This is a genomic window from Streptomyces viridiviolaceus (genome assembly GCF_014650995.1).
In the GTDB taxonomy this organism is placed as follows: domain Bacteria; phylum Actinomycetota; class Actinomycetes; order Streptomycetales; family Streptomycetaceae; genus Streptomyces; species Streptomyces viridiviolaceus.
This window is the reverse complement of sequence record NZ_BMWA01000038.1, coordinates 1-19,459: the sequence shown is the minus strand read 5'-3', so window position 1 is coordinate 19,459 and position 19,459 is coordinate 1. Positions and strand designations below refer to the sequence as shown.

At 69.7% G+C, this 19,459-nt stretch carries 17 protein-coding genes; 5 read left to right on the top strand and 12 right to left on the bottom strand.

Features of this window, described 5'->3' with window-relative positions; all coding sequences use genetic code 11:
* Window positions 1-16 precede the first annotated feature (16 nt).
* The 12 genes from IE260_RS36800 to IE260_RS36745 form a co-directional block, all read right to left on the bottom strand.
* Entirely contained in the window at window positions 17-1,174 is a 1,158-nt protein-coding gene (locus IE260_RS36800) for a CaiB/BaiF CoA transferase family protein (protein WP_189880046.1), read from the bottom strand.
* Between the two features lie 170 nt (window positions 1,175-1,344).
* The gene (locus IE260_RS36795) at window positions 1,345-1,638 is read right to left on the bottom strand and encodes a putative quinol monooxygenase (RefSeq protein ID WP_189880044.1); all 294 of its coding nucleotides are present in this window, start codon (window positions 1,636-1,638) and stop codon (window positions 1,345-1,347) included.
* 96 nt (window positions 1,639-1,734) lie between these two features.
* Entirely contained in the window at window positions 1,735-2,541 is an 807-nt protein-coding gene (locus IE260_RS36790; protein ID WP_189880042.1) for an SDR family NAD(P)-dependent oxidoreductase, read from the bottom strand.
* A gap of 93 nt (window positions 2,542-2,634) precedes the next feature.
* Window positions 2,635-3,081, bottom strand: coding sequence for a VOC family protein (locus IE260_RS36785; protein ID WP_189880040.1), 447 nt, complete (start codon window positions 3,079-3,081; stop codon window positions 2,635-2,637).
* A 550-nt stretch (window positions 3,082-3,631) separates the two neighbouring features.
* A complete protein-coding gene (locus IE260_RS36780) occupies window positions 3,632-5,110 on the bottom strand; it encodes an aldehyde dehydrogenase family protein (RefSeq protein WP_189880038.1) in 1,479 nt (492 codons plus the stop codon).
* Between the two features lie 99 nt (window positions 5,111-5,209).
* Window positions 5,210-6,316, bottom strand: coding sequence for a zinc-binding dehydrogenase (locus IE260_RS36775; protein WP_189880036.1), 1,107 nt, complete (start codon window positions 6,314-6,316; stop codon window positions 5,210-5,212).
* Window positions 6,317-6,390: 74 nt separating this feature from the next.
* Window positions 6,391-7,959, bottom strand: coding sequence for a class I adenylate-forming enzyme family protein (locus tag IE260_RS36770; RefSeq protein ID WP_189880033.1), 1,569 nt, complete (start codon window positions 7,957-7,959; stop codon window positions 6,391-6,393).
* Window positions 7,960-8,534: 575 nt separating this feature from the next.
* Window positions 8,535-9,635: an FAD-dependent monooxygenase gene (locus IE260_RS36765; RefSeq protein ID WP_189880031.1), complete on the bottom strand. Its 1,101-nt coding sequence runs from the start codon at window positions 9,633-9,635 to the stop codon at window positions 8,535-8,537.
* Window positions 9,636-9,795: 160 nt separating this feature from the next.
* Window positions 9,796-10,710 (bottom strand): alpha/beta hydrolase, encoded by a 915-nt coding sequence (locus IE260_RS36760; protein ID WP_189880030.1) that lies wholly within the window; start codon window positions 10,708-10,710, stop codon window positions 9,796-9,798.
* 302 nt (window positions 10,711-11,012) lie between these two features.
* Complete coding sequence (locus tag IE260_RS36755) at window positions 11,013-11,969, bottom strand: IS481 family transposase (RefSeq protein ID WP_189880028.1); 957 nt, start codon at window positions 11,967-11,969, stop codon at window positions 11,013-11,015.
* 1,062 nt (window positions 11,970-13,031) lie between these two features.
* Window positions 13,032-13,961: an NADP-dependent oxidoreductase gene (locus IE260_RS36750; RefSeq protein WP_189880025.1), complete on the bottom strand. Its 930-nt coding sequence runs from the start codon at window positions 13,959-13,961 to the stop codon at window positions 13,032-13,034.
* Window positions 13,958-14,428 carry a MarR family winged helix-turn-helix transcriptional regulator gene (locus IE260_RS36745; protein ID WP_189880023.1) on the bottom strand — a complete coding sequence of 157 codons (471 nt, stop codon included), beginning with the start codon at window positions 14,426-14,428 and terminating at the stop codon, window positions 13,958-13,960. The genes IE260_RS36750 and IE260_RS36745 overlap by 4 nt, the downstream gene beginning before the upstream one ends.
* Window positions 14,429-14,576: 148 nt before the next feature.
* Between IE260_RS36745 and IE260_RS36740 the strand changes: the two genes are divergently transcribed.
* From IE260_RS36740 to IE260_RS36720, 5 genes are all read left to right on the top strand, one after another.
* Window positions 14,577-15,788, top strand: a complete 1,212-nt coding sequence (locus tag IE260_RS36740; protein WP_189880021.1) for an MFS transporter — start codon at window positions 14,577-14,579, stop codon at window positions 15,786-15,788.
* A gap of 46 nt (window positions 15,789-15,834) precedes the next feature.
* Window positions 15,835-16,257 (top strand): GlcG/HbpS family heme-binding protein, encoded by a 423-nt coding sequence (locus IE260_RS36735; protein ID WP_189880019.1) that lies wholly within the window; start codon window positions 15,835-15,837, stop codon window positions 16,255-16,257.
* Between the two features lie 99 nt (window positions 16,258-16,356).
* Window positions 16,357-17,184: an aldo/keto reductase gene (locus tag IE260_RS36730; RefSeq protein ID WP_189880017.1), complete on the top strand. Its 828-nt coding sequence runs from the start codon at window positions 16,357-16,359 to the stop codon at window positions 17,182-17,184.
* Window positions 17,185-17,349: 165 nt separating this feature from the next.
* A complete protein-coding gene (locus IE260_RS36725) occupies window positions 17,350-18,387 on the top strand; it encodes a TIGR03571 family LLM class oxidoreductase (protein ID WP_189880014.1) in 1,038 nt (345 codons plus the stop codon).
* A gap of 691 nt (window positions 18,388-19,078) precedes the next feature.
* On the top strand, window positions 19,079-19,459 hold a 381-nt coding region (locus tag IE260_RS36720; RefSeq protein ID WP_189880012.1), incomplete at its 3' end, for an aldo/keto reductase.

Below are 19,459 nucleotides of genomic sequence, written 5' to 3'. Positions count from 1 at the left end.
CTCAATAAGGCGTCGATCAGGCGATCACGCCTGCCGCACGCAGTGCGGCCAGGTCGTCGGACGTGAAGCCCCAATGGGCGAGGACTTCCTCGGTGTGCTGCCCAGGCCCGGCAGGGGCGCTCTGGATGGCTCCGGGAGTGCGGCTGAAGCGTGGGGCCGGCGCGGGCTGGAGCACGCCCTCGACCTCGACGAACGTTCCCCGCGCCCGCAGATGCGGATGATTCGGCGCCTCGCTCAACGACAGGACCGGAGCGAAGCAGACGTCCTGGCCCTCGGCCAGTGCGCACCACTCGTCGCGCGTCCGCGTCAGGAACACAGCGGCGAACGTGTCGTGGATCTCCGGCCACCGGGACCTGTCGTGCTGGTCCGGCATGTCGTCCTCGTTCAACCCGAGGACGCGCAGGGTGTTGCGCCAGAACCGTGCCTCGTTGGAGCCGACGCTCAGCCAGCGCCCGTCCTTCGTCTCGTAGACGTTGTACCAGGGAGCGCCCGAGTCCAAGCGGTTCGTGCCGCGTTCGTCGTTCCAGTACCCGGCGGCGTGGAGTCCGTAGAAGAGGGTCATCAGCGAGGCCGAACCGTCCACCATGGCGGCGTCGATCACCTGCCCCTGCCCCGAGCCCCGGCTCTCCAGCAGCGCCGACACCACGCCGAGCGCCAGGTAGAGCGATCCCCCGCCGAAATCGCCGGCGAGGTTGAGCGGGATCGTGGGCGGGCCACCGGCGGTGCCTACGGAGTGCAGCACGCCCGTGAGCGAAACGTAGTTGACGTCGTGCCCGGGAGCGTATGCCAACGGCCCGTCCTGGCCCCAGCCCGTCATCCGGCCGTACACGAGTGCCGGATTCACCGCCAGGCAGTCGTCGGGCCCCAGGCCCAGTTTCTCCGCGACGCCCGGACGGAATCCTTCGACCAGCACGTCGGCGCGCTGCACCAGTTTCAGGACCGCCTCGACGGCCCCCTCCTTCTTCAGGTCCAGCGCTGCGCTGCGCCGTCCGCGGTTGAGCAGATTGAATCGCGGTTCGACCGGCGCGCCGCCGTCGTAACCCGCGGGCCGGTCGATGCGGATGATGTCCGCACCGAGGTCGGAAAGGAGCATACAGCAATAAGGCACCGGCCCGACGCCGCCCAGCTCCACGATTTTAATGCCCGAAAGCGGGCCGCCTGCTTTCCGTGTCATTTTATTCTCCTGTCCCGTCGCCGGGAGGTTATCTCGGGCTACGAGCCAGTCCAATTGCAAATATCCGAAGTGGCGGTTCGGAAACTTCGCAGCGGGGTGTTGCGGCGTGACAACGAGACAGAGGGGTGGTACACGGCGGGGTTCCGTGCACCACCCCTTCGGTAAGCCGGTCAGACTCCGAGCGCGTCGTAGTACCTGAAGTCGATCTCGCCATCGAGCATCGTGCCGAGTTCGTCGACCGCGCCGGTCTCGACCCGCCACGCGAGATAGCGCTCGAAGCTCTGACGCGAGTCCCACTTTTCCAGGAAGAGGATCTTGCTCGGGTCGTCCTGGTTATGGACGACCTCCACGCTGACGTTGCCCGCGAAACCACGCGTGCCCGGAAGCTTCTCGGTGAACCACTTGCGCAGACCGTCGAGGTTCCCGTCCTTGACGGTCGTCTCGAAGATCACGTGACAGGTCATCGGTAGAGCCTCCATGCTCCGCATCCGAGACAGAGCTCCAGATGCACAATATTTTCCTCTGGACTCGGTGTACCGACTCGACGCGTGCCGGGCCGCTCAGACCGCCGCTCCGCGGAGCGTCTGACCGCCGTCGACGATGACCTGGGTGCCGGTCATGAAGGCGGCGAGGTCGGAGGCGAGGAACAGCACGACCCGGCCGACGTCGTCCGGGAGCCCCATCCGCTGCAACGGAATCCTCTTCTCGAGCTCCGCGATGGCGTCCTCGTCCATCAGCGGACTCAGACCGGGCGTGCGGGTGCCGCCGGGACAGACGTTGTTGACCGAGATCCCGTGCGGCGCCAGCTCCAGCGCCATCGTCTTGATCAGGCCCGCGACGCCGTGCTTGGACGCGCCGTAGTGGCTCAGCCCCAGAACCGACGGATTCACGGACTCGACGGAGTTGACCGTGACGATTCGGCCTCCGCGGCCCTGCTCGATCATCTGGCGAGCGGCCGCCTGCGAGCACAGCATGACGCCCAGCAGGTTCACCTCGAGCGTGCGTCGCGCCACCTCCAGGCTGGTCTCCAGGAACGCGGACCCCTGGTAGATGCCGGCGTTGTTCACGAGGATGTCGAGGGCACCGAACGCCTCGACAGCGGCCCGCACCATCGAGGTTGCGTCCTCCGGGCTGCTGACGTCGGCGACGACAGTCCGGACCCGGTCGGGCTGGTCGAACTCCGACGCAGCCACTTCCGCGGCGTCCTTGTTGACGTCCGCGATCACCACGTTCGCACCGGCCTCGTACAGGCGGCGCACGGCACCGAGGCCGATCCCCATGGCACCGCCGGTGACGATGGCTGTTCTGCCACTCAGATCCACCAGCTCGCCGATGGACTTGGAGTCAGGAGAGGAAGTGTTTGTCATGGGCGAGATATATCATGCAGAAAATATTACGTCGAGAGATGTGACCCTCCTCTGTGCGACAGCCGGAATGGCACGGTGCCGCCCGGACGCCAGCTACTGCCTGTCGTGGATCTGCGGGACCGGGTGCGGGATCTTCTGGCCCGCCGGAGCGCCCTGCAGACCGTCCAGCTCCCCGGCCACGACCTCGACCAGATGCCCGTCGGGATCGGCGGTCATCAGAATGCTCACGGGTCCTACGGTGATGGGCTCGAAGGCCAGCTCGCGGCCGGCCTCCTCTATCTCGCGCCGGGCAGCGGCGAGGTCGTCGACCTGGACGACCAGCGGCGCCCAGCCGGGCACGGAGGCCACCGGCATGACGGCTCCTTGCAAGAGCACCAGGCTGGATGCTCCCGTGGCGTCCTCCAGGACGACCTCGGTCACGTCCGGGTCGCAGAACTCGAGCCGCGCCCCCTCCTTGAAGCCGAACAGCCCCGTGTAGAACGCCAGCGAGCGCTCGAGGTCGCTCACCACGAGCTTGAAGTTCACAACGTGCGCGTCCATGCAGTGCACCTCTGTGGGATGTCTGGGCTTCCAGGCGTCCTCGGCGGGCCGAGGGCCTTCGGGACACGCTTCGCGCACCCCGGGGAACCCATTGGTCCATCCGATCCGATCGTGTGAAAGGCCCGGGATCGGAAATGTCCAGAAGTCTGGACAGTTGCCGACCGTAGTCGGTCGGCTGACAGTTGGCCGGCGGCCCGTTTGCCCTGAGCGCGCTACCTGGCAAAGGGGTGCTCTGTCTCTCATCGCTGAGCACTCGACGCCTGGCGCGCCCGTCGCCGGTCTGACGTGGTGTGCGTCACCGAGGCTCAGCCGTCTGGTGTCCGGGCTGCTCGGGTCACGCCCGCGACGTTGGCCTGGCGCGCGGCGGGTTCGGTGGACGCACTGGTCAGTTGTGGTGGGCTGATTGGGCGCGGCCAGCACGTAGCTGGCGAACTGCCGGCGCCAGGTCCCCGGCTTTTCGGCGCTCCGCGTGTCTGGCTTCTCGTCAGCAGGTGGCAAGTGGCCCGTGCCCCTTGTCGCGACGCGTTCGGCCGCCGAGACCAGTGCGGCGTCATGCCTGCCCCCTCAAGCCGGGGCCGACGAGGATCTGCTTGGTCTCGGTGAACTCGAGGATGCCTTCGGGGCCGCCCTCCCGGCCCCATCCCGATCCCTTGCGGCCGCCCCAGGGGGCCGCGACGCTCGGGCCAAAGGAGTTGAGTGCCACCGACCCGGCGGTGATCCGGTCCGCACAGTAGAGCGCGCGCTCGCGGTCCGTGGTGTAGACGGTTGCCGCCAAGCCGTAGCCGGTGTCGTTCGCGAGCGCGATCCCGTCGTCGATGTCGGTGTAGGTCATCACCGCGGTGACCGGGCCGAACACCTCGTTCCGCGCCAGGTGGGAGTCGCGGGCCACGTCCGTGACGATGGTCGGCTCGAACCACCAGCCGCCTTCGGGGCCCGGCGGCCTGCGCCCTCCCGCGATGATGCGGCCGCCTTCCGCCACGGCACGCTCGACGAACCGCTCGGTGCGGTCGCGGGCGGCGGGGTTGGACAGCGGGCCAATATGGGTGGCGGGGTCGAGCGGGTTCCCGATCACCAGACGTGACCATGCCTCGGCCATCGCCCCCACGATCTCGTCGTGCCGCGACTCAGGCACCAGCACGCGCGTCAGCAGGGCACAGACCTGTCCTGTGCCGCCCGTCGCTCCGGGCACGAGGCTGCGCAGCACCTTCTCCACGGGTGCGTCGGGCAGGACGAGCGCCGGGGACTTCCCGCCCAGTTCGAGATGCGTACGCGCGAAGCGCTCCCGCGTGGCGTTGATGATCTCCTGGGCCGCGACGTGCCCGCCGGTCAGGGACACCATGTCGACCCGTGGGTCCGCGGTGAGCGCCCGCCCGACCTCGGCGTCCCCCGCCAGCAGCGACAGAGTCCCCGGCGGGAAGCCGGCCGCTTCGGCGCACTCGGCCACGATGCGCATGATCAGCTGGGATTCGGGCGCGGCTTTGACCACCACCGGACACCCGGCCAGCAGCGCCGGGAGGATCTTGGTGGCCATCGTGACCAGGGGGCCGTTGTAGGCCATGATGCCGACGACGACCCCGGCCGGCTCATGCTGGACGATCACGTCACCCATCGGCGTGCCGCGGTGCTCCGGCCGCAGCGCGTCCTCCGCGTGGGCGAGCGCCGACGTCCAGGCACCCACGGCGCCGAAGCGGTGCAGCGTCGCGCTGTAGCGGACCGGCATGCCGGCCTCGACGGCCCAGACCGTGCCCATGTCCGGCAGTTTCGTCTCCAGGGCGTCGCAGAACCTTCGGCAGGCTGCCACGCGTGAGGTGACCGGCAGCCGTGCCCAGGAGGACAGTCCCTGGTCGTACGCCGCCGTGACGGCGGCGGCCGCCTGGTCGACGCCGGGCAGTCCGACTTCGGCGACCACCTCTTCGGTGGCGGGAGACACCACCTGGTGCACCTTGCCGCTCGCTGGTAGCCAGGCGCCTCCGACGTAGACCTCGTCCACGTGGCGGACGTCCACGCCCGCGACACTGGTCGTGCTCAACACCACTCCACTCCGTCCTGAGCGGGACGCTGCGACGTCTGTGCCATTCCGTCGGCCCTGGCTCCCGCCGCTTACCAAGACCTGCGGCTTCGATGCGGGTCAGGTCATGACCAGGGATCCGCGCGCCACCTTCCCGGCGTGCTGGTCGGCCAGGGCGGTGTCGATCGCCTCGAGCGGGTAGTCGGCAGCGGCCTGTCCCAGCGGCAGGTCGTCGGCGTGGCGTTCCAGGAAGGTCAGCGCCTTCTTGAGACTGTGCGCGTCGTAGAAGGCCACCGCCTGGAGCGTGATGTTGTTCATGACCAGGTAGCCGGGATCGATGGCGGTCGTGGTCCCCTGGTAGAAGGTCCCCAGCTCCAGGTACCGGCCGCCCCGGGCCACCATCCGGAGCCCTTCCTCGATCGCGCCCGGCCGCCCGACGAGCTCGAACACGACGTCTCCGCCGCCGTCCGTCAGGTCCCGGACGCGGGCCGCCCGTGCCTCCGCAGAACCCAGCTCCCGGAAGTCGACCACCTCGTCGGCCCCCATGCCCCGGGCAAGTTCGAGGCGCTCGTCGACACCGTCCACGACCACCACCTGGGAGGCACCGCACTCCCGGGCGAGTGCGGTGGCGTACAGGCCTAGGCCGCCCGCGCCCTGGATGACGACCCGGTCCCCCATCTTCACCTGCGCCCGCTCGAAGGCCATCGTCATCTGTGCCAGGGCACAGTTGACACCGGCCGCCAGCACGTCGCCGACCCTGTCGGGCACCTTGAACACGGCCATCGTGGGACGTACGTAGAAGTAGTCCGCGAAGGCGCCCCGGAAGTGGGGGAAGACCGACGGCTTCCCCTGGAAGGCCCGGTGCTGTTGGGTGCACGCCTCCGCGCGGCCGTGCAGACAGGGACGGCAGCGTCCGCAGGGGGCGAAGTACTGGCACACTATGCGGTCTCCCGGAGCGAGCGGTTCCCCGGCCCAGTCCCGGTCCACCCCGGGCCCCAGGCTGTGCACGACGCCTGTCATCTCGTGTCCGATGACCCGCCCGTCGTCGCGTCCGCCGGCCGCGAGTGCTCCCTCGCCGCTCCAGATGTGCAGGTCCGAGCCGCAGATGTTCGCACGGGTCACCCGCATGACGAGGGCTCCGGGTTCGGGCTCGGGCACGGGAAGCTCGGTGAGCTTGAACGGCTTGCCGGGCCCGTAGAACAGTGCGGCACGTCCGGTCTGTGTCATCTGAGGTGTGTCCAATCGCACGTTGGTGTACTGCGGCGGGATTGCCGACCGGGGGTGACCGGCTGGGATGCGGATCAGGTCGCGCGGTCGCCGATCTCGGCGTAAGAAGCCCGCATCACGTACTTGAGCACCTTGCCCGAGGCGGTCCTGGGCAGTTCGTCCACGAAGACGAAGTGCTTCGGGATCTTGTACTTGGCCAGCTGCCCGGCAAGGAAGTTCCTCAGCTGCTCGCCGTTAAGCTCCGCGCCCGGCTCGGGGACCACGACGGCACAGCCGACCTCGAAGAGCTTTTCGTCCGGCACTCCGACGATCGCGGCATCGTGCACACCGGGATGGCCTGTGAGGATCTTCTCGATCTCCGCCGGGTAGACGTTCTCGCCACCGCTGCGGATCATGTCCTTCGCCCGGCCCGCCAGGGTGAGGAAGCCTTCGGTGTCGACGCGCCCGAGGTCCCCCGTCCGGCACCAGCCGTCGGTGAAGGTCTCAGCCGTCGCCTCCGGCCGTTCCCAGTAGCCGATGCTGACCCCCGGGCTCCGCAGGTGGATCTCGCCGACCTCTCCTGTGGGCACCTCGTCGCCGAACGGATCGAGGATCTTCACCTCGGTCATCGGCTGGGGCCGCCCCACGCTGCGCTCCTTGCCACGGGCGAATTCGTGCTCCAGGTGTACGGCGACCGCCCCGCCCTCGGTGAGGCTGTAGGACTGGGTCAGGTTCACCCGGGGCAGTCGCTCCTCGAAGACGTCGTAGACCCATGGCATGACCGTGTCGCCGCCGGTCACGATCCGCGTCAGGGAGGGCGGGAGCGCCTCTTCCAGGTGTTCGAGCCGGGCGAACTCCGGGAGCATGAACGAGTAGACCAGCATGACCGTCGCCTCATGCCTGCGGGCCGCCGCGAGCATCGCGTCGAGGCTGAATCCGCCGGACGGGAAGGTGACGGCCGTGCCGTGGCTGAGGAGCGCGGGGAGGAGGAGGACTTCGAACCCTCCGGCGTGGAACAGCGGCCCCTGGGTCAGGGCGACGGTCCTGCGGTCGATCTTCCAGCTCATCGACTGGATGGCCCCGATCCACAGCGCGTTGCCGTGGGAGAGCAGCGCGCCCTTGGGGGTACCCGTGGTCCCCGACGTGTACATCAGCGTGAGCGGGTCATCCATTCCCACGACCGGGAAGTCGCCCTCTGTCTCGGGGCCGAGGAAGTCGTCCAACGGCACGGACCAGGCCGGCGCCGCACCGGTTCCTCCCGGACGCGCTACATAAGTCCTGACCGGGATCCTGTCCCGGATCAGGTCCAACGTGTCGCCGAACTCGGCGTCGAAGATCAGGACCGTCGACTCGGAGTCCTGAAGCTGGAACCGCAGCTCAGGGGCGGTGAGCCGCCAGTTGAGCCTGACCGAGATCGCGCCGAGACGGCCGATCGCGAGGTAGAGGGCCACGTAGTCCGTGCAGTTCCGCAGCAACAACCCCACCCGGTCACCGCGCCTCACCCCGGCCCTCTGCAGAGAGCACGCGAAACGCAGCTCACGCTCCCGCAGCTCGGCGTAGGTCATGGGCGCCTCGGCGCCCATGGCGAGCGCAGCACTGTCGGGAGGGACGCTCGGCAACTGGCCGGTGGTCGCGTCTGTGATCCAGGAGATGCTCGTGCCCACGTTCCATCACCTTCCGCGGAGGACTTCCGGCCTCATCGTCATGGTCCTGAGCCGGAGTCCACGATGCCACTCCCTGCAGACAGAGCAGCATAGAGATAATAAAATATATTGTGCAGCAGTCATTGAACCCGCATCGCATTGAACGCGTCAAGGGTGCTGGGATGGGTGCCGCACGGCCACATCTTGAAGCTCCTCACGTGGACCGCTGAGCCCGGCACCCCGTCCCACGACGGTCGGCGCATCCTGGCCTCCTGGAGTGCTGGGGATGATCAGCCCCTCCCTTCGGCGGAGGCCACCGGCTGACGCTCCGGCCCGTACTCGTCCCTGCCTGACCCGACGTGGCAGCCCGCACGACGGTCCGCGGGCTGCGCAGGGCGGATTCCTCATGGCGATGCCGGGTTTTCCCGATCAACAGTCGACGAACGTCCACCGTGGCCCTGAGCGGCCGGCCACCGACACCGTCGACCCCAAACGCCTCAATGCCGTGAAGGCGGTCGTCCCACACACCGCGGTCGCCGGGGACATCCGCACAGCCCAACGGCGGAGGTGGTTCTGCCACCGACACACCGCCTTGCTCACCGCCGGGCGAACGACCGGCTGAACGACTGTCCTCCCAGAACACGTCGGCGCATGTCAGCGAGCCGCGTGAGTTCATACTGCCGCAGCGCGTCCTCCGGCGAGACTGCACCGTCGAAAGCATCCACGATCGCCACGGCGTCCGCCACGGCCTCCTCGAAGCCGGCGCCCGTCATGGGTGTCTGCACGTGCGCGGCGTCTCCGAGGACGGCAACGCGTCCACTGGCGACTCGCTCCGGCACGTACTCGGTGATCGGTGTCGCCACCACCTCACGGTCACGGAAGGCGCTGATGACGCCCGAACGCCAGGGCTCGGCCCACTTGCGTTCGCCGACGGCCGCCATCGACGCGTAGACGTCGTCAGGGATGTCCGTGGTCCGCGGAGTCCGCCTCACCTCGGTGCCGGAGACGGCGCCCATGGAGCGGAAGAGCGAGTTGCGGCTCGCGTCGAACCAGCCCCAGCCGAAGCGGGTCGCCCGCTCACCGCTGTCCACGAGCGGATACACGGCGAGCATGTCGCTGCCGCTGGAGAAGAAGTCCGGACCACCGGCCCGTCCGTGATACGCCGGCGGCAGTTCGGACTGGCCCAGCCACACCACGTACCCGGCGTACGTGGCGTTCGGACGCCGGCCGTCGACGTGACGTCGCACCACGCTGCGGTAGCCGTCCGCGCCGAACAGGACATCGGCGGTCCACGTCGCGCCGTCCTCGGTGCGCGCCCATGCCGACGCGTCGTCCTGTCCGGCCTCCACCACGTTCGCCTTCTCCACGACCGTGATCAGCGGCTCGGCGTCGGCGGCGTCACGCAGTGCGGAGTACACGTCCCACCAGGCGTGCGGGAGAGCGTACTGGCTGATGGCCGCCTGGCCCAGCGCCCGCCCGACGCCGCGGTACGCGTTTGTCCCGATCGCCCTTTGCAGGCGCGCGCCGGCCACGAGAATCGCGACACCGCGCTGCGTCCGTCCCGCGGTCCGCTCGAGCACGGTGGACGGCAGTCCCGCGGACGCCAGGGCGAGTGCCGTCGTCAGACCACCGAGCGAGCCGCCCACGATGAGCGCCTCGATGCGGTGGGGTCGGGAGTTGAGTGTCTGCGGGGACATGGTGGCCTCCTGCGGGCGGAGCGGGGAAGGGAAGCAATGGGCGTGACGCAGCGAGACGTCGCCGCAGGGCGGCCGAATCGGCGAGCGCCGGGAGGACCCGGTCCGTGCCGCCCGGTAAGCGCCGTGGTGGCGCACCGGGCGGCCGACGGGCCCGGGTGGATCAGGCGGTCAGGTTCCGGCCGAAGAAGTCGGTGAGCTTGGCGACCGCCAGGGTGACGTATTCGTCCTTGTCGTACAGGTCCACGTGGGTGGCTCCGTCGATGACGAACAGTTCCTTGGGCTCGTTCGCCTTTGCGATGGCCTCGCGGCTGAAGTAGCCGGTGTCGGCGTCGGAACCGATGATCATCAGCAGCGGGCGGGGCGAGATGAGCTCGATCATCGCGTAGGAGTCGTACTGGGCGATCTGGTCGATGCTGCGCAGCGGCCACTCGTTGGTCGAGCGGGGGTGCTGGGCGCGCGGCGTCTTGTAGTAGTCGTGGGCGTCCGCGAACAGCGTGCGCTCTTCGAGGCCCTCGGGTGACTCGGGCACCCAGTTCAGCATGGTCAGGTCTTGCCCGCCGCGGGCTTCGGCGGTGCGCAGGGCGCCCGCCTGGTCGAGCATGGCCTGCAGGATCTCGGGGCCCTGGGTGCGGCCGAGCCCCCTGCGGAACAGGTCCCCTGTGTCCGCGGCGCTGACGGTGGCCACGGCCTTGATGCGGTGGTCGGTCTGCGCGGCGAACGGCACGTAGCCGCCCGAGCCACAGATGCCCAGCGCGCCGATGCGGGCCGGGTCGATGTCGTCCCGGGTGGTCAGGTAGGTGACCGCGGCGCGGATGTCCTCGGCACGCTGAAAAGGGTCTTCCAGACCGCGCGGCATGCCCTCGCTCTCGCCCTGGTAGGCGGCGTCGAAAACGAGCGCCGCGAAGCCCTCGCGAGTCAGGCGCTCGGCGTAGACGCTGGCGGTCTGCTCCTTCACGCCGCCGCAGGGGTGGGAGACCACCACGGCCGGCAGCAGAGCGCCGGTGTGGTTGTCAGGGGTGTACAGGATGCCGGCAAGGGAGAGGCCGGTGCTCGGGAAGGTGACGTTCGCCTTCATGTACTGGGTGTTCCTCTATTTAACGTGCGATGGCTGGCCTGCGGCGGGAATGTTCACCGCCTCGCGTCCTACGCATCGATGACCGATGCTGCGGCGACCTGATGAAGGCTCGCATCTGCCGAACGCTCCCAGAATGGGTCGCTTTTGGCCTCGGACCAGCATGTCCTGGGACAGTCTCGGCCCCCCAGGGCCCAGGGAAGGCACTGCTCGATGAGCGCGGAAGGGGAATGAACGCCAGGATGAGGCGGCGAAAGGCTGTCGGGCGCGAGTGCTGCAGGCGGGAAGGACATGCGGGTGGCGGTCTAGGTGTATTGACCCGCAGGGTTGTTTACGCGGGTGATGGGTGGGTGGCCGCCGAGTGCGGTGTGGCAGCGGTGGTGGTTGTAGGTGTGCAGGAAGTCTGCCAGGGCTGCGGTTCGTTCGGTGTTGCTGGTGTAGGGCCGCAGGTAGGCCCATTCGTCGAGCAGGGTCCGGTTGAAGCGTTCGACCTTGCCGTTGGTCTGCGGCCGGTAGGCGCGGGTGAGCTTCCCGGCCGCGCCGAGGTCGGTCAGGGCGTCGCGCCAGGCGAAGCTCTTGCGGTAGGGCCAGGCGTTGTCGGTCAGGACCCGCTCGACGCGGTCGATGCCGTGCGCGGCGAAGAAGGCGGCGGCCCGGCGAAGGAAGGTGGCACAGGTGGCGGCCTTCTCATCGCCGTGGATCTCGCTGTAAGCGAGGCGGGTGTGGTCGTCGACGGCGGAGTGGATGTAGTCGAAGCCCATGTTGCTGCGGGTGGCGCGGCCGGCCTGGCGGCCCAGGACCTTGTGGCCGCCGCCGTCGGGGATCCGGCCGAGCTTCTTGACGTCGACGTGGACCAGTACGCCGGCCCGCCGGCGTTCGTAGCGGCGGATGACCTGTCCGGTGGGCCGGTCCAGGAAGGCCAGCCGGTTCAGGCCGTGGCGGGCCAGGATGCGGTGGACGGTGGAGGCGGGCAGGCCCAGGACCGGGCCGAGGCGGGCCGGTCCCAGCTTGCGGTCCCGGCGCAGGCGGCAGACCCGGGCCTCCAACGCTGCCGGAGTGCGGTGCGGCGTCGTGCGGGGCCGGCTGGGCCGGTCGTGGAGGCCGGCTTCCCCCTCCTGTCGCCAGCGACGCAGCCACTTGTGGGCAGTGGGCCGCGAGATGCCCATCTCGGCCGCGACATGGGAGACGGGACGACCTGAACGGACACGCTCGATCAGCAGCCGCCTGCCGTGAACGGTCAGCCGGGCATTACGGTGGGACACGAAGACCTCCGTGTGGTGCAGTCCTAGACAGCTCCACCACACCGGAGGTCTTCGCCATGATCAAGCCCTACCGGCGTTAACAACGCTCGTGATCAATACACCTAGGAGCTGTCTCCTCGGAACGGCACTTCCTCGGGTGGCTGGGACTCCTTCCATACCCGCGCGGTCAGGTGGGCGAGCGTGGAGTCCCACTGCTGACGATCGCCGACGAGAGTGGCTCCGGATCCGTCCTGTGCGTTGTCGGACGACCACGAGACCACGCACGGTGTCAGCTCAGACGCGAGGGCCGCGTACTTCCGCTCCCTTTCCGTTGCTGTCGGCTCGGCCGACCGGTCAGGCAGCAGAGGAAACCCAACCTTTGGTTCTTCCCCGGGGGAGCCCAGCGGCTGCGCTGGCCGCGTCCAGGTCCGCCTGCACGTCCTTCTGACCGAAGGGCACCGAGGATGCTGCAGTGACCGGAGCCGAGGGCTCGGCGCCGGTGCCGCTTCCGCAGCCAGTGACGAGGATCGTTGCGGCGGCGGCCGCCATCCATCCGGCTCTTCTGACAGTGGTACGCAAGTGCTCTTCTTTCGGTGCGTGGGCCGCTACGGGGGTCGGAAGCACAGGCGCGGGCCTCCGCTCGGGGCCCGCACCGTCACAACGCAGCCATCCGAACATTCCACCTCCCGCCCCCGAACGACCCCTCCGCTCATACCAACTGGTAGGCGCACTGACTCGGTGTTGTGGGCTTTGTCCTGATTGCTGCACCTCGTCGTCACCTCCGCGTTTTCCCCGCACGGTGCAGGGGGCGGGTCATCGGCGTGTGTCGGCACGGGAGGTCAGGCCGGCGAGGAGGAGCGCGACGTCGTCGCGCGAACCGGGGTGGCGCATCTGCTCCAGGAGAAGGTCACAGGTGTCTTCCAGGCCCTGCGAAGGCCCAGTGAACAGGTCCAGGAGGAGCTGGAGTCGGTCGTCGATGCAACGGTCATGACGACCGACCGGCAGTTGTGCCGGCGCAGTGGCGCAGCACGTCCGCGGCCGGCCCTCGACCGGGCCGGCCGCGGACGCAAGGAACCGAGCTGCTCAGCGCCTGCCCACGGTCAGCACGAGCTTGCCGCGCGTGTGCCCTTGGCTGCTCAGGCGCCAGGCCTCTGCTGCTTCGTCGAGCGGAAGCACCTTCTCGACGTGCACCCTCAGCTCCCCCCTGTCGGCGAGGTCGGCGAGGGCTGAAAGGTCCACCGGGTCGGGACGGACCCAGACGTAGTGTCCGCCCTTCGCGGCCGCCTCGGGGTCGGCGATGGACGCGAGCCGGTCCGGCCGTCCGAGAAGGTGCAGCGATGCTTCCACGGCGTCTGCACCGACGAAGTCAAGGGCCGCGTCGACTCCTTCGGGCGCCAACTGGGCCACGCGGTCGACGAGTCCGGGGCCGTAGGTCACGGGCTCCGCGCCCAGCCGCCGTACGAAGTCGTGGTTGTGGGCGCTCGCCGTGCCGATCACGCGTGCGCCGAGCGCGACGGCGATCTGGACGCCGAGTGAGCCGACGCCGCCCGCGGCCGCGTGCACCAGGACGGTGTCGCCGGCGCGGACGCCGACCCGCTTGATCGCCTGATACGCCGTCAGCCCGGCGAGCGGGACACCAGCAGCCTGTTCCCAGGTCAGCGCAGCAGGCTTGAGAGCCAGCATGCGTACGTGCGCGGAGACGAGTTCGGCGTAGGCGCCGTACTGGACGGCGTCCTTGCGGATGTAGCCGAAGACCTCGTCGCCGGGTGAGAACTCCTCGACGTCGAAGCCGACCCGCTCGACCACTCCAGCCACGTCCCAACCGGGGACCAGGGGAAAGTGCGTCTCCATGAGGGCGTCGAGTCGCCCTTCGGCGAGCTTCCAGTCCACAGGATTGACCCCTGCGGCCTTGACCCGGACCAGCACCTCGCCGGGGGCCACCTTCGGGTCCGGCAGGTCGGTCAGCCGCAGCGTCTCCGGTCCGCCGTACCCGTTGAGGGTGATCGCCTTCATGCGGCAGCCCCCATCGGCGCACGGACCGTGTCGAAGGTGCGCACCAAGGATTCCAGCCGGGGGTCTTCCGCCGCCTCCGCGAGGGCCTCGCGCAGGGCCGTCTCGTTGGTCGGGCGGGCCTCCTCGAGGAGCTGGAGGCCGGCGTCGGAGACGTTGGTGTAGATGCCGCGCCGGTCGGTGGGGCACAGGTAGCGCATGAGCAGGCCGCGGTCCTCGAGGCGCGTGACCAGGCGGGTCGTGGCGCTCTGGCTGAGCACGACGGCGTCGGCGACCTGCTTCATCTGCAGGTGGCCGCCCTCTCCGTCGTGCTGGCGGCTCAGCACGTCGAGCAGCGAGTACTCCCGCACGCTCAGACCGTGCTCGGCCTGCAGGGCGCGCTCCAGGTGCGCCTCGATCCTGTCGTGCAGCAGGGACAACGCGCACCAGCCATGTGCCAGGGCGGTGAGCGCGGGGGCGGTTGCGGTCATCGGGGCCTCCTTCGTCGGGGCATCCCACCCATAGTTGCATACGAAGGCAAATCCACACGACCGCTTACCGCGTTTGCATTTATAGAGCGTCTGCAACTATTGTCTTCGGACGTAAGCGCCTCACGCAATCACTTGGAAGGTAGCTCCCATGCCTCTCGCGCTCCTGGCCCTGGCCATCGGGGCCTTCGGGATCGGCACCACCGAATTCGTGATCATGGGCGTGCTGCCCCAGGTCGCGGGCGACTTCGGCGTCACCATCCCCACCGCCGGCTGGCTGGTCTCCGGCTACGCCCTCGGTGTCGTCATCGGTGCGCCGCTGCTCACCGTGCTGGGCACCAAGGTGTCCCGCAAGAAGATGCTGATGTTCCTGATGGCCCTGTTCGTCATCGGCAACACCCTGTCCGCCCTCGCCCCGAGCTTCGGCCTCATGCTCGTCGGCCGGGTCGTCGCCTCTCTGGCGCACGGCGCGTTCTTCGGCATCGGTTCCGTGGTCGCCGCCGACCTGGTGGCGCCCGAGAAGAAGGCCTCGGCCATCTCCCTGATGTTCATGGGCCTGACCGTGGCGAACATCGTCGGTGTCCCCGGCGGCACCTCCATCGGCCAGGCCGCGGGCTGGCGCGTCACGTTCCTCATCGTCGCCGCACTCGGTGTCATCGGCTTCCTGGGCGTGGCCAGGCTGGTGCCCGCGACCGGCCGGCCCGAGACGCAGGACGTCCGCAGCGAGTTCGCCGCGTTCAAGAACGTCCAGGTGTGGCTCGCCATGGCGATGACGGTCCTGGGCTACGGCGGCGTATTCGCCGCGATCACGTACATCACGCCGATGATGACCGAGGTCGCCGGCTACACCGAGGGCGCCGTGACCTGGCTGCTCGTCCTGTTCGGCATCGGAATGTTCCTGGGCAACCTGCTCGGCGGCAAGTTCGCCGACCGCAGGCTCATGCCGATGCTCTTCACCGCCCTGGCGGGCCTGAGCGCAGCCCTGCTGCTGTTCACCGCGACCGCGCACAGCAAGGTGCTGGCCGCGATCACCCTCACGGTGATCGGCGCGCTGGGCTTCGCGACCGTGCCGCCGCTGCAGAAGTGGGTCCTCGACCAGGCCTCGGCCGCCCCGACCCTGGCCTCCGCCGCCAACATCGGCGCCTTCAACCTCGGCAACGCCCTCGCGGCCTGGCTCGGCGGCATCGTGATCGCCGCGGGCCTGGGCTACACCTCCCCCAACTGGGTCGGCGCCCTGCTCTCCGGCACCGCGCTGCTCCTCGCCTTCGTCGCCGCCTACCTCGACCGCCGCACCCGCGCCGCCGGACGCGTCGTCGCCGGAACCACGGTGACCGAAGAGACCCCGGCGGCCGTCCGGACCTGACCGGGCCGCCCCACACCCCGTCCGCTCCCCTCGTGAAGGACCCCTCATGAGCACCACCACCGCCATCGCGCCGCTGACCACCCGCGAGGCCGAAACCCTCGTGACCGCCGCCCGCACCGCCGCCGAAGCAGCCGGAGTCACCGTCAGCGTCACCGTCCTCGACGCCGGCGGCCACCTCCTCGCCTTCCGCCGCGACGACCGTGCCGTCCTCATTTCCGGCGAGACCAGCACGCGCAAGGCCTACACCGCCCTCCAGCTCAACGCCGCCACCGCCGACCTCGTCGACCTCGTCAAGCCCGACGGCCCGTTCCACTCCCTGCCCACCGCCCTGGACCGGCCGCTCCTCTTCATCGCCGGCGGCCTGCCCCTCCACCGCGACGGCCGCCTGATCGGCGCCATCGGCGTCGGCGGCGGCACCCCCGGACAGGACCACGGGTTCGCCACCACCGCCATCGAGACGCTCGGCTGACACCGCGCACAGATCGTCACTGTTCCCCATCGGATGCGGGACCGCTGTCACGCCACCGCGGTTCCGCCGCCGTCACCGCCTGAAAGCAAGGAACCACACATGAACCACGTCATTCCCACTGTCACCCTGAACAACGGTGTCGAGATCCCCCAGCTCGGCTTCGGCGTCTTCCAGGTCCCCGACGCCGAGACCACCGCCGCGGTCAGCTCCGCCCTGGAGGCCGGCTACCGCAGCATCGACACCGCCGCGATCTACGGGAACGAGACCGGCGTCGGCCGCGCCCTCGCCGACTCCGGGATCGCCCGCGAGGAGCTGTTCATCACCACGAAGCTGTGGAACGCCGACCAGGGCTACGACGCCACGCTCACGGCCTTCGATGCCAGCCTGGCCAAGCTGGGCCTGGACCACGTCGACCTGTACCTGATCCACTGGCCGACCCCGGCCCGCGACCTTTACCGCGAGTCCTGGAAGGCCATCGAGAAGCTCGTCGCCGAGGGCCGGATCCGTGCCGCGGGCGTGTCCAACTTCCAGCCCGCGCACCTGGAGCGGCTCATCGCCGACTCCGAGCTGGTCCCGGCGGTCAACCAGGTCGAGCTGCACCCCGGACTGCAGCAGAGCGAGCTGCGCGCCGCGCACGCCCGGCTCGGCATCGCCACCGAGGCTTGGAGCCCGCTGGCACAGGGCGCCGTCCTGGGCGACGAGGCGATCACCACCATCGCCGCCCGTTACGGCAAGTCGCCCGCCCAGGTCGTCCTGCGCTGGCACCTCCAGCTCGGCAACGTCGTCATCCCCAAGTCGGTGACGCCCGCCCGCATCCGCGAGAACCTCGACGTCTTCGACTTCGCCCTCACCGACGACGAGATGACCACCATCGCCGCTCTCGACCGCAGCCTGCGCACCGGCCCCCACCCGGACGAGCTCAACTGACCCTTCCGACCGACCCGGGCGGTGCGGCGCACCGCGCCGTCCCGCCGGGTTGCTCCGGCTCGCGCGGGCGTGGATGGCAGGTCCCGCCCGCGCGGGCCCGTACTTGTACCCCGTACCTCCGCGCCGTCCCGCGTCGTCGCTGCGTTCCCGAAAGTTGTGCCTGTGATGTCTGTTACTCCCACCGCCCTTGACCGGCTTGTGAACCCCGCGAGCCTGCCGACTCTGGGGCTCGAGCTGCCCCTCGACAACGACTGGGGCGCGAGCCGGCTGCGCGCCGACCGGGCCGCGGGCCGCCCCTTCGGTGTCCCTGACCTGACCCGCCATGCCGAACTCGCCCGCCTGGCAGATGAGTTGGGCTTCACCGGGCTCTGGGTGCGGGACGTTCCCCTCTACGATCCCGAGCAGTTCGGCGACGCCGGTTCCGTCTTCGAGACGTTCACGCACCTCGGGCACCTGGCGGCCGTGACCGAGCGGGCCGTGCTCGGTACCGCGGCCGTCGTGCTGCCGCTACGGCATCCGCTGCTGGTCGCCAAGGCCGCGGCCACCGTCGACGTGCTCTCCGGCGGCCGGTTCGTCCTCGGCCTCGCGAGCGGGGACCGGCCCGTCGAGTATCCGCTGTTCGGGGAGGATTTCCAGGGCCGCGGTGCCGCGTTCCGCCGGGGTGTGGAGATCCTGCGTGCCGCCTGGACCCGGTACGCCGACGGTGCGGGCATGGAGCTCCCCGAGCTCGGACTCGGCGCCGACCGTCATCTGGACGTCCTGCCCAAGCCCACGGGCCCGTCCGTGCCTCTCGCCATCGCCGGGCACGCCCAGCAGTCGGCCGAGTGGATCTCACAGAACGCGGACGCGTCCCTCAACTACCCGCGTCCGCTGGGGGCCCTGCGCCTCAAGACACGGGAGTGGCAGGAGCTGACCGCCGGCACGCCCAAGCCGTACCTCACCCCCATGCAGCTGGACCTCACCGGGGATCCTTCCACTGCGGCGACCCCGATCCGGCTCGGGCTGCGCACCGGCCACCAGGCTCTGATCGACCACCTGCGGACGATGGGCGAACTCGGCGTTGCGCACGTCTCCTTCAACCTCCGCCCCGGTGACCGCCCCGTGGAAGAGGTCCTCCACGAGCTCGCCGAGACGGTCCTGCCGCACTTCCCCTCCCCCGGCCCGGCGGCCGGGACCGATGCGGCCGGCACGGTCGCTTCCTGAGGAGGGCAGCGCTCGCCGGCCGGCCCGCCGGGACTGCAGCCGGGCTCCTTCGAACCGCGATGCCGTGCACCGCGTACGGGACAGTGGTGTAGGACAGTTGGGCCCAGCCACAGCCGGCAAGCCGGCGGCCATGCCCGCCACGGCCGCGGCGGGCTCGAGCCGGCGCGGGGCGTGCAAGCGGTCGCCGACCAGGAGTCGGGCGAGCGTCGAACTGTCGCGTCCTCTCGCCTGATCACCGCCGCGGTGGCGACGCCGGTGCGCTGTCAGTGATCGCACTCATGCCGACCAGTTCGAGCCGGTGCAGCGCCAGGCGCCGGCTGCCGCGGACCGCCGCCGCATCGAAGGCCCGAGCGAGACGCCCACCGATCGGCCCCACGGCCGCCTGCATCGGTTGAGCAGCTTCCGGCCCTCAGGGGCCACTGTGCCGCGTCACACGCGAGGACGGATGAGGCAGTCGCTTCGCGGCCGGGACGCCCCCGCGGACCGCGTCCCCGGCAGGCGCCACTACGACCGCGGTACCACCGACTTGCATTAGCCCGCGCATGCAAGTATTGTTTCCACACGTAAAGCGCGCTTGCATTTGTGTGCGGCGCTCATCCGGTGGCCCGCCCCCGGCTCCCCCGGCTCCCCCGGCGGAGCCGCTCGCGCAACAGGGCGTTCCACCCCTCACCCCCCTCGCAAAGGCACTGTCATGTCGCTCAAGGAAATCCTTCCCGGCCGTCTCGGCTTCGGTACCGCCCCGCTCGGCAACATGTTCCGCGCGATCCCCGACGACGAGGCCGCAGCCACCGTCGAAGCCGCCTGGGACCACGGCATCCGCTACTACGACACCGCCCCCTTCTACGGCGCCGGCCTCGCCGAGGAGCGGCTCGGCGAGGTGCTCGCCACCAAGCCCCGCGACGCGTACGTCCTGTCCACCAAGGTCGGGCGTGTCATCCTCGACGAGCTGGAGACCGCCACCCCCGACTTCGGTGAGAAGGGCGGCCTGTTCGAGTACGGCAACCCGAACAAGATCGTGCACGAGTGGACCGCCGAGGCCACCGAGCGCTCCATCGAGGACAGCCTCAGGCGC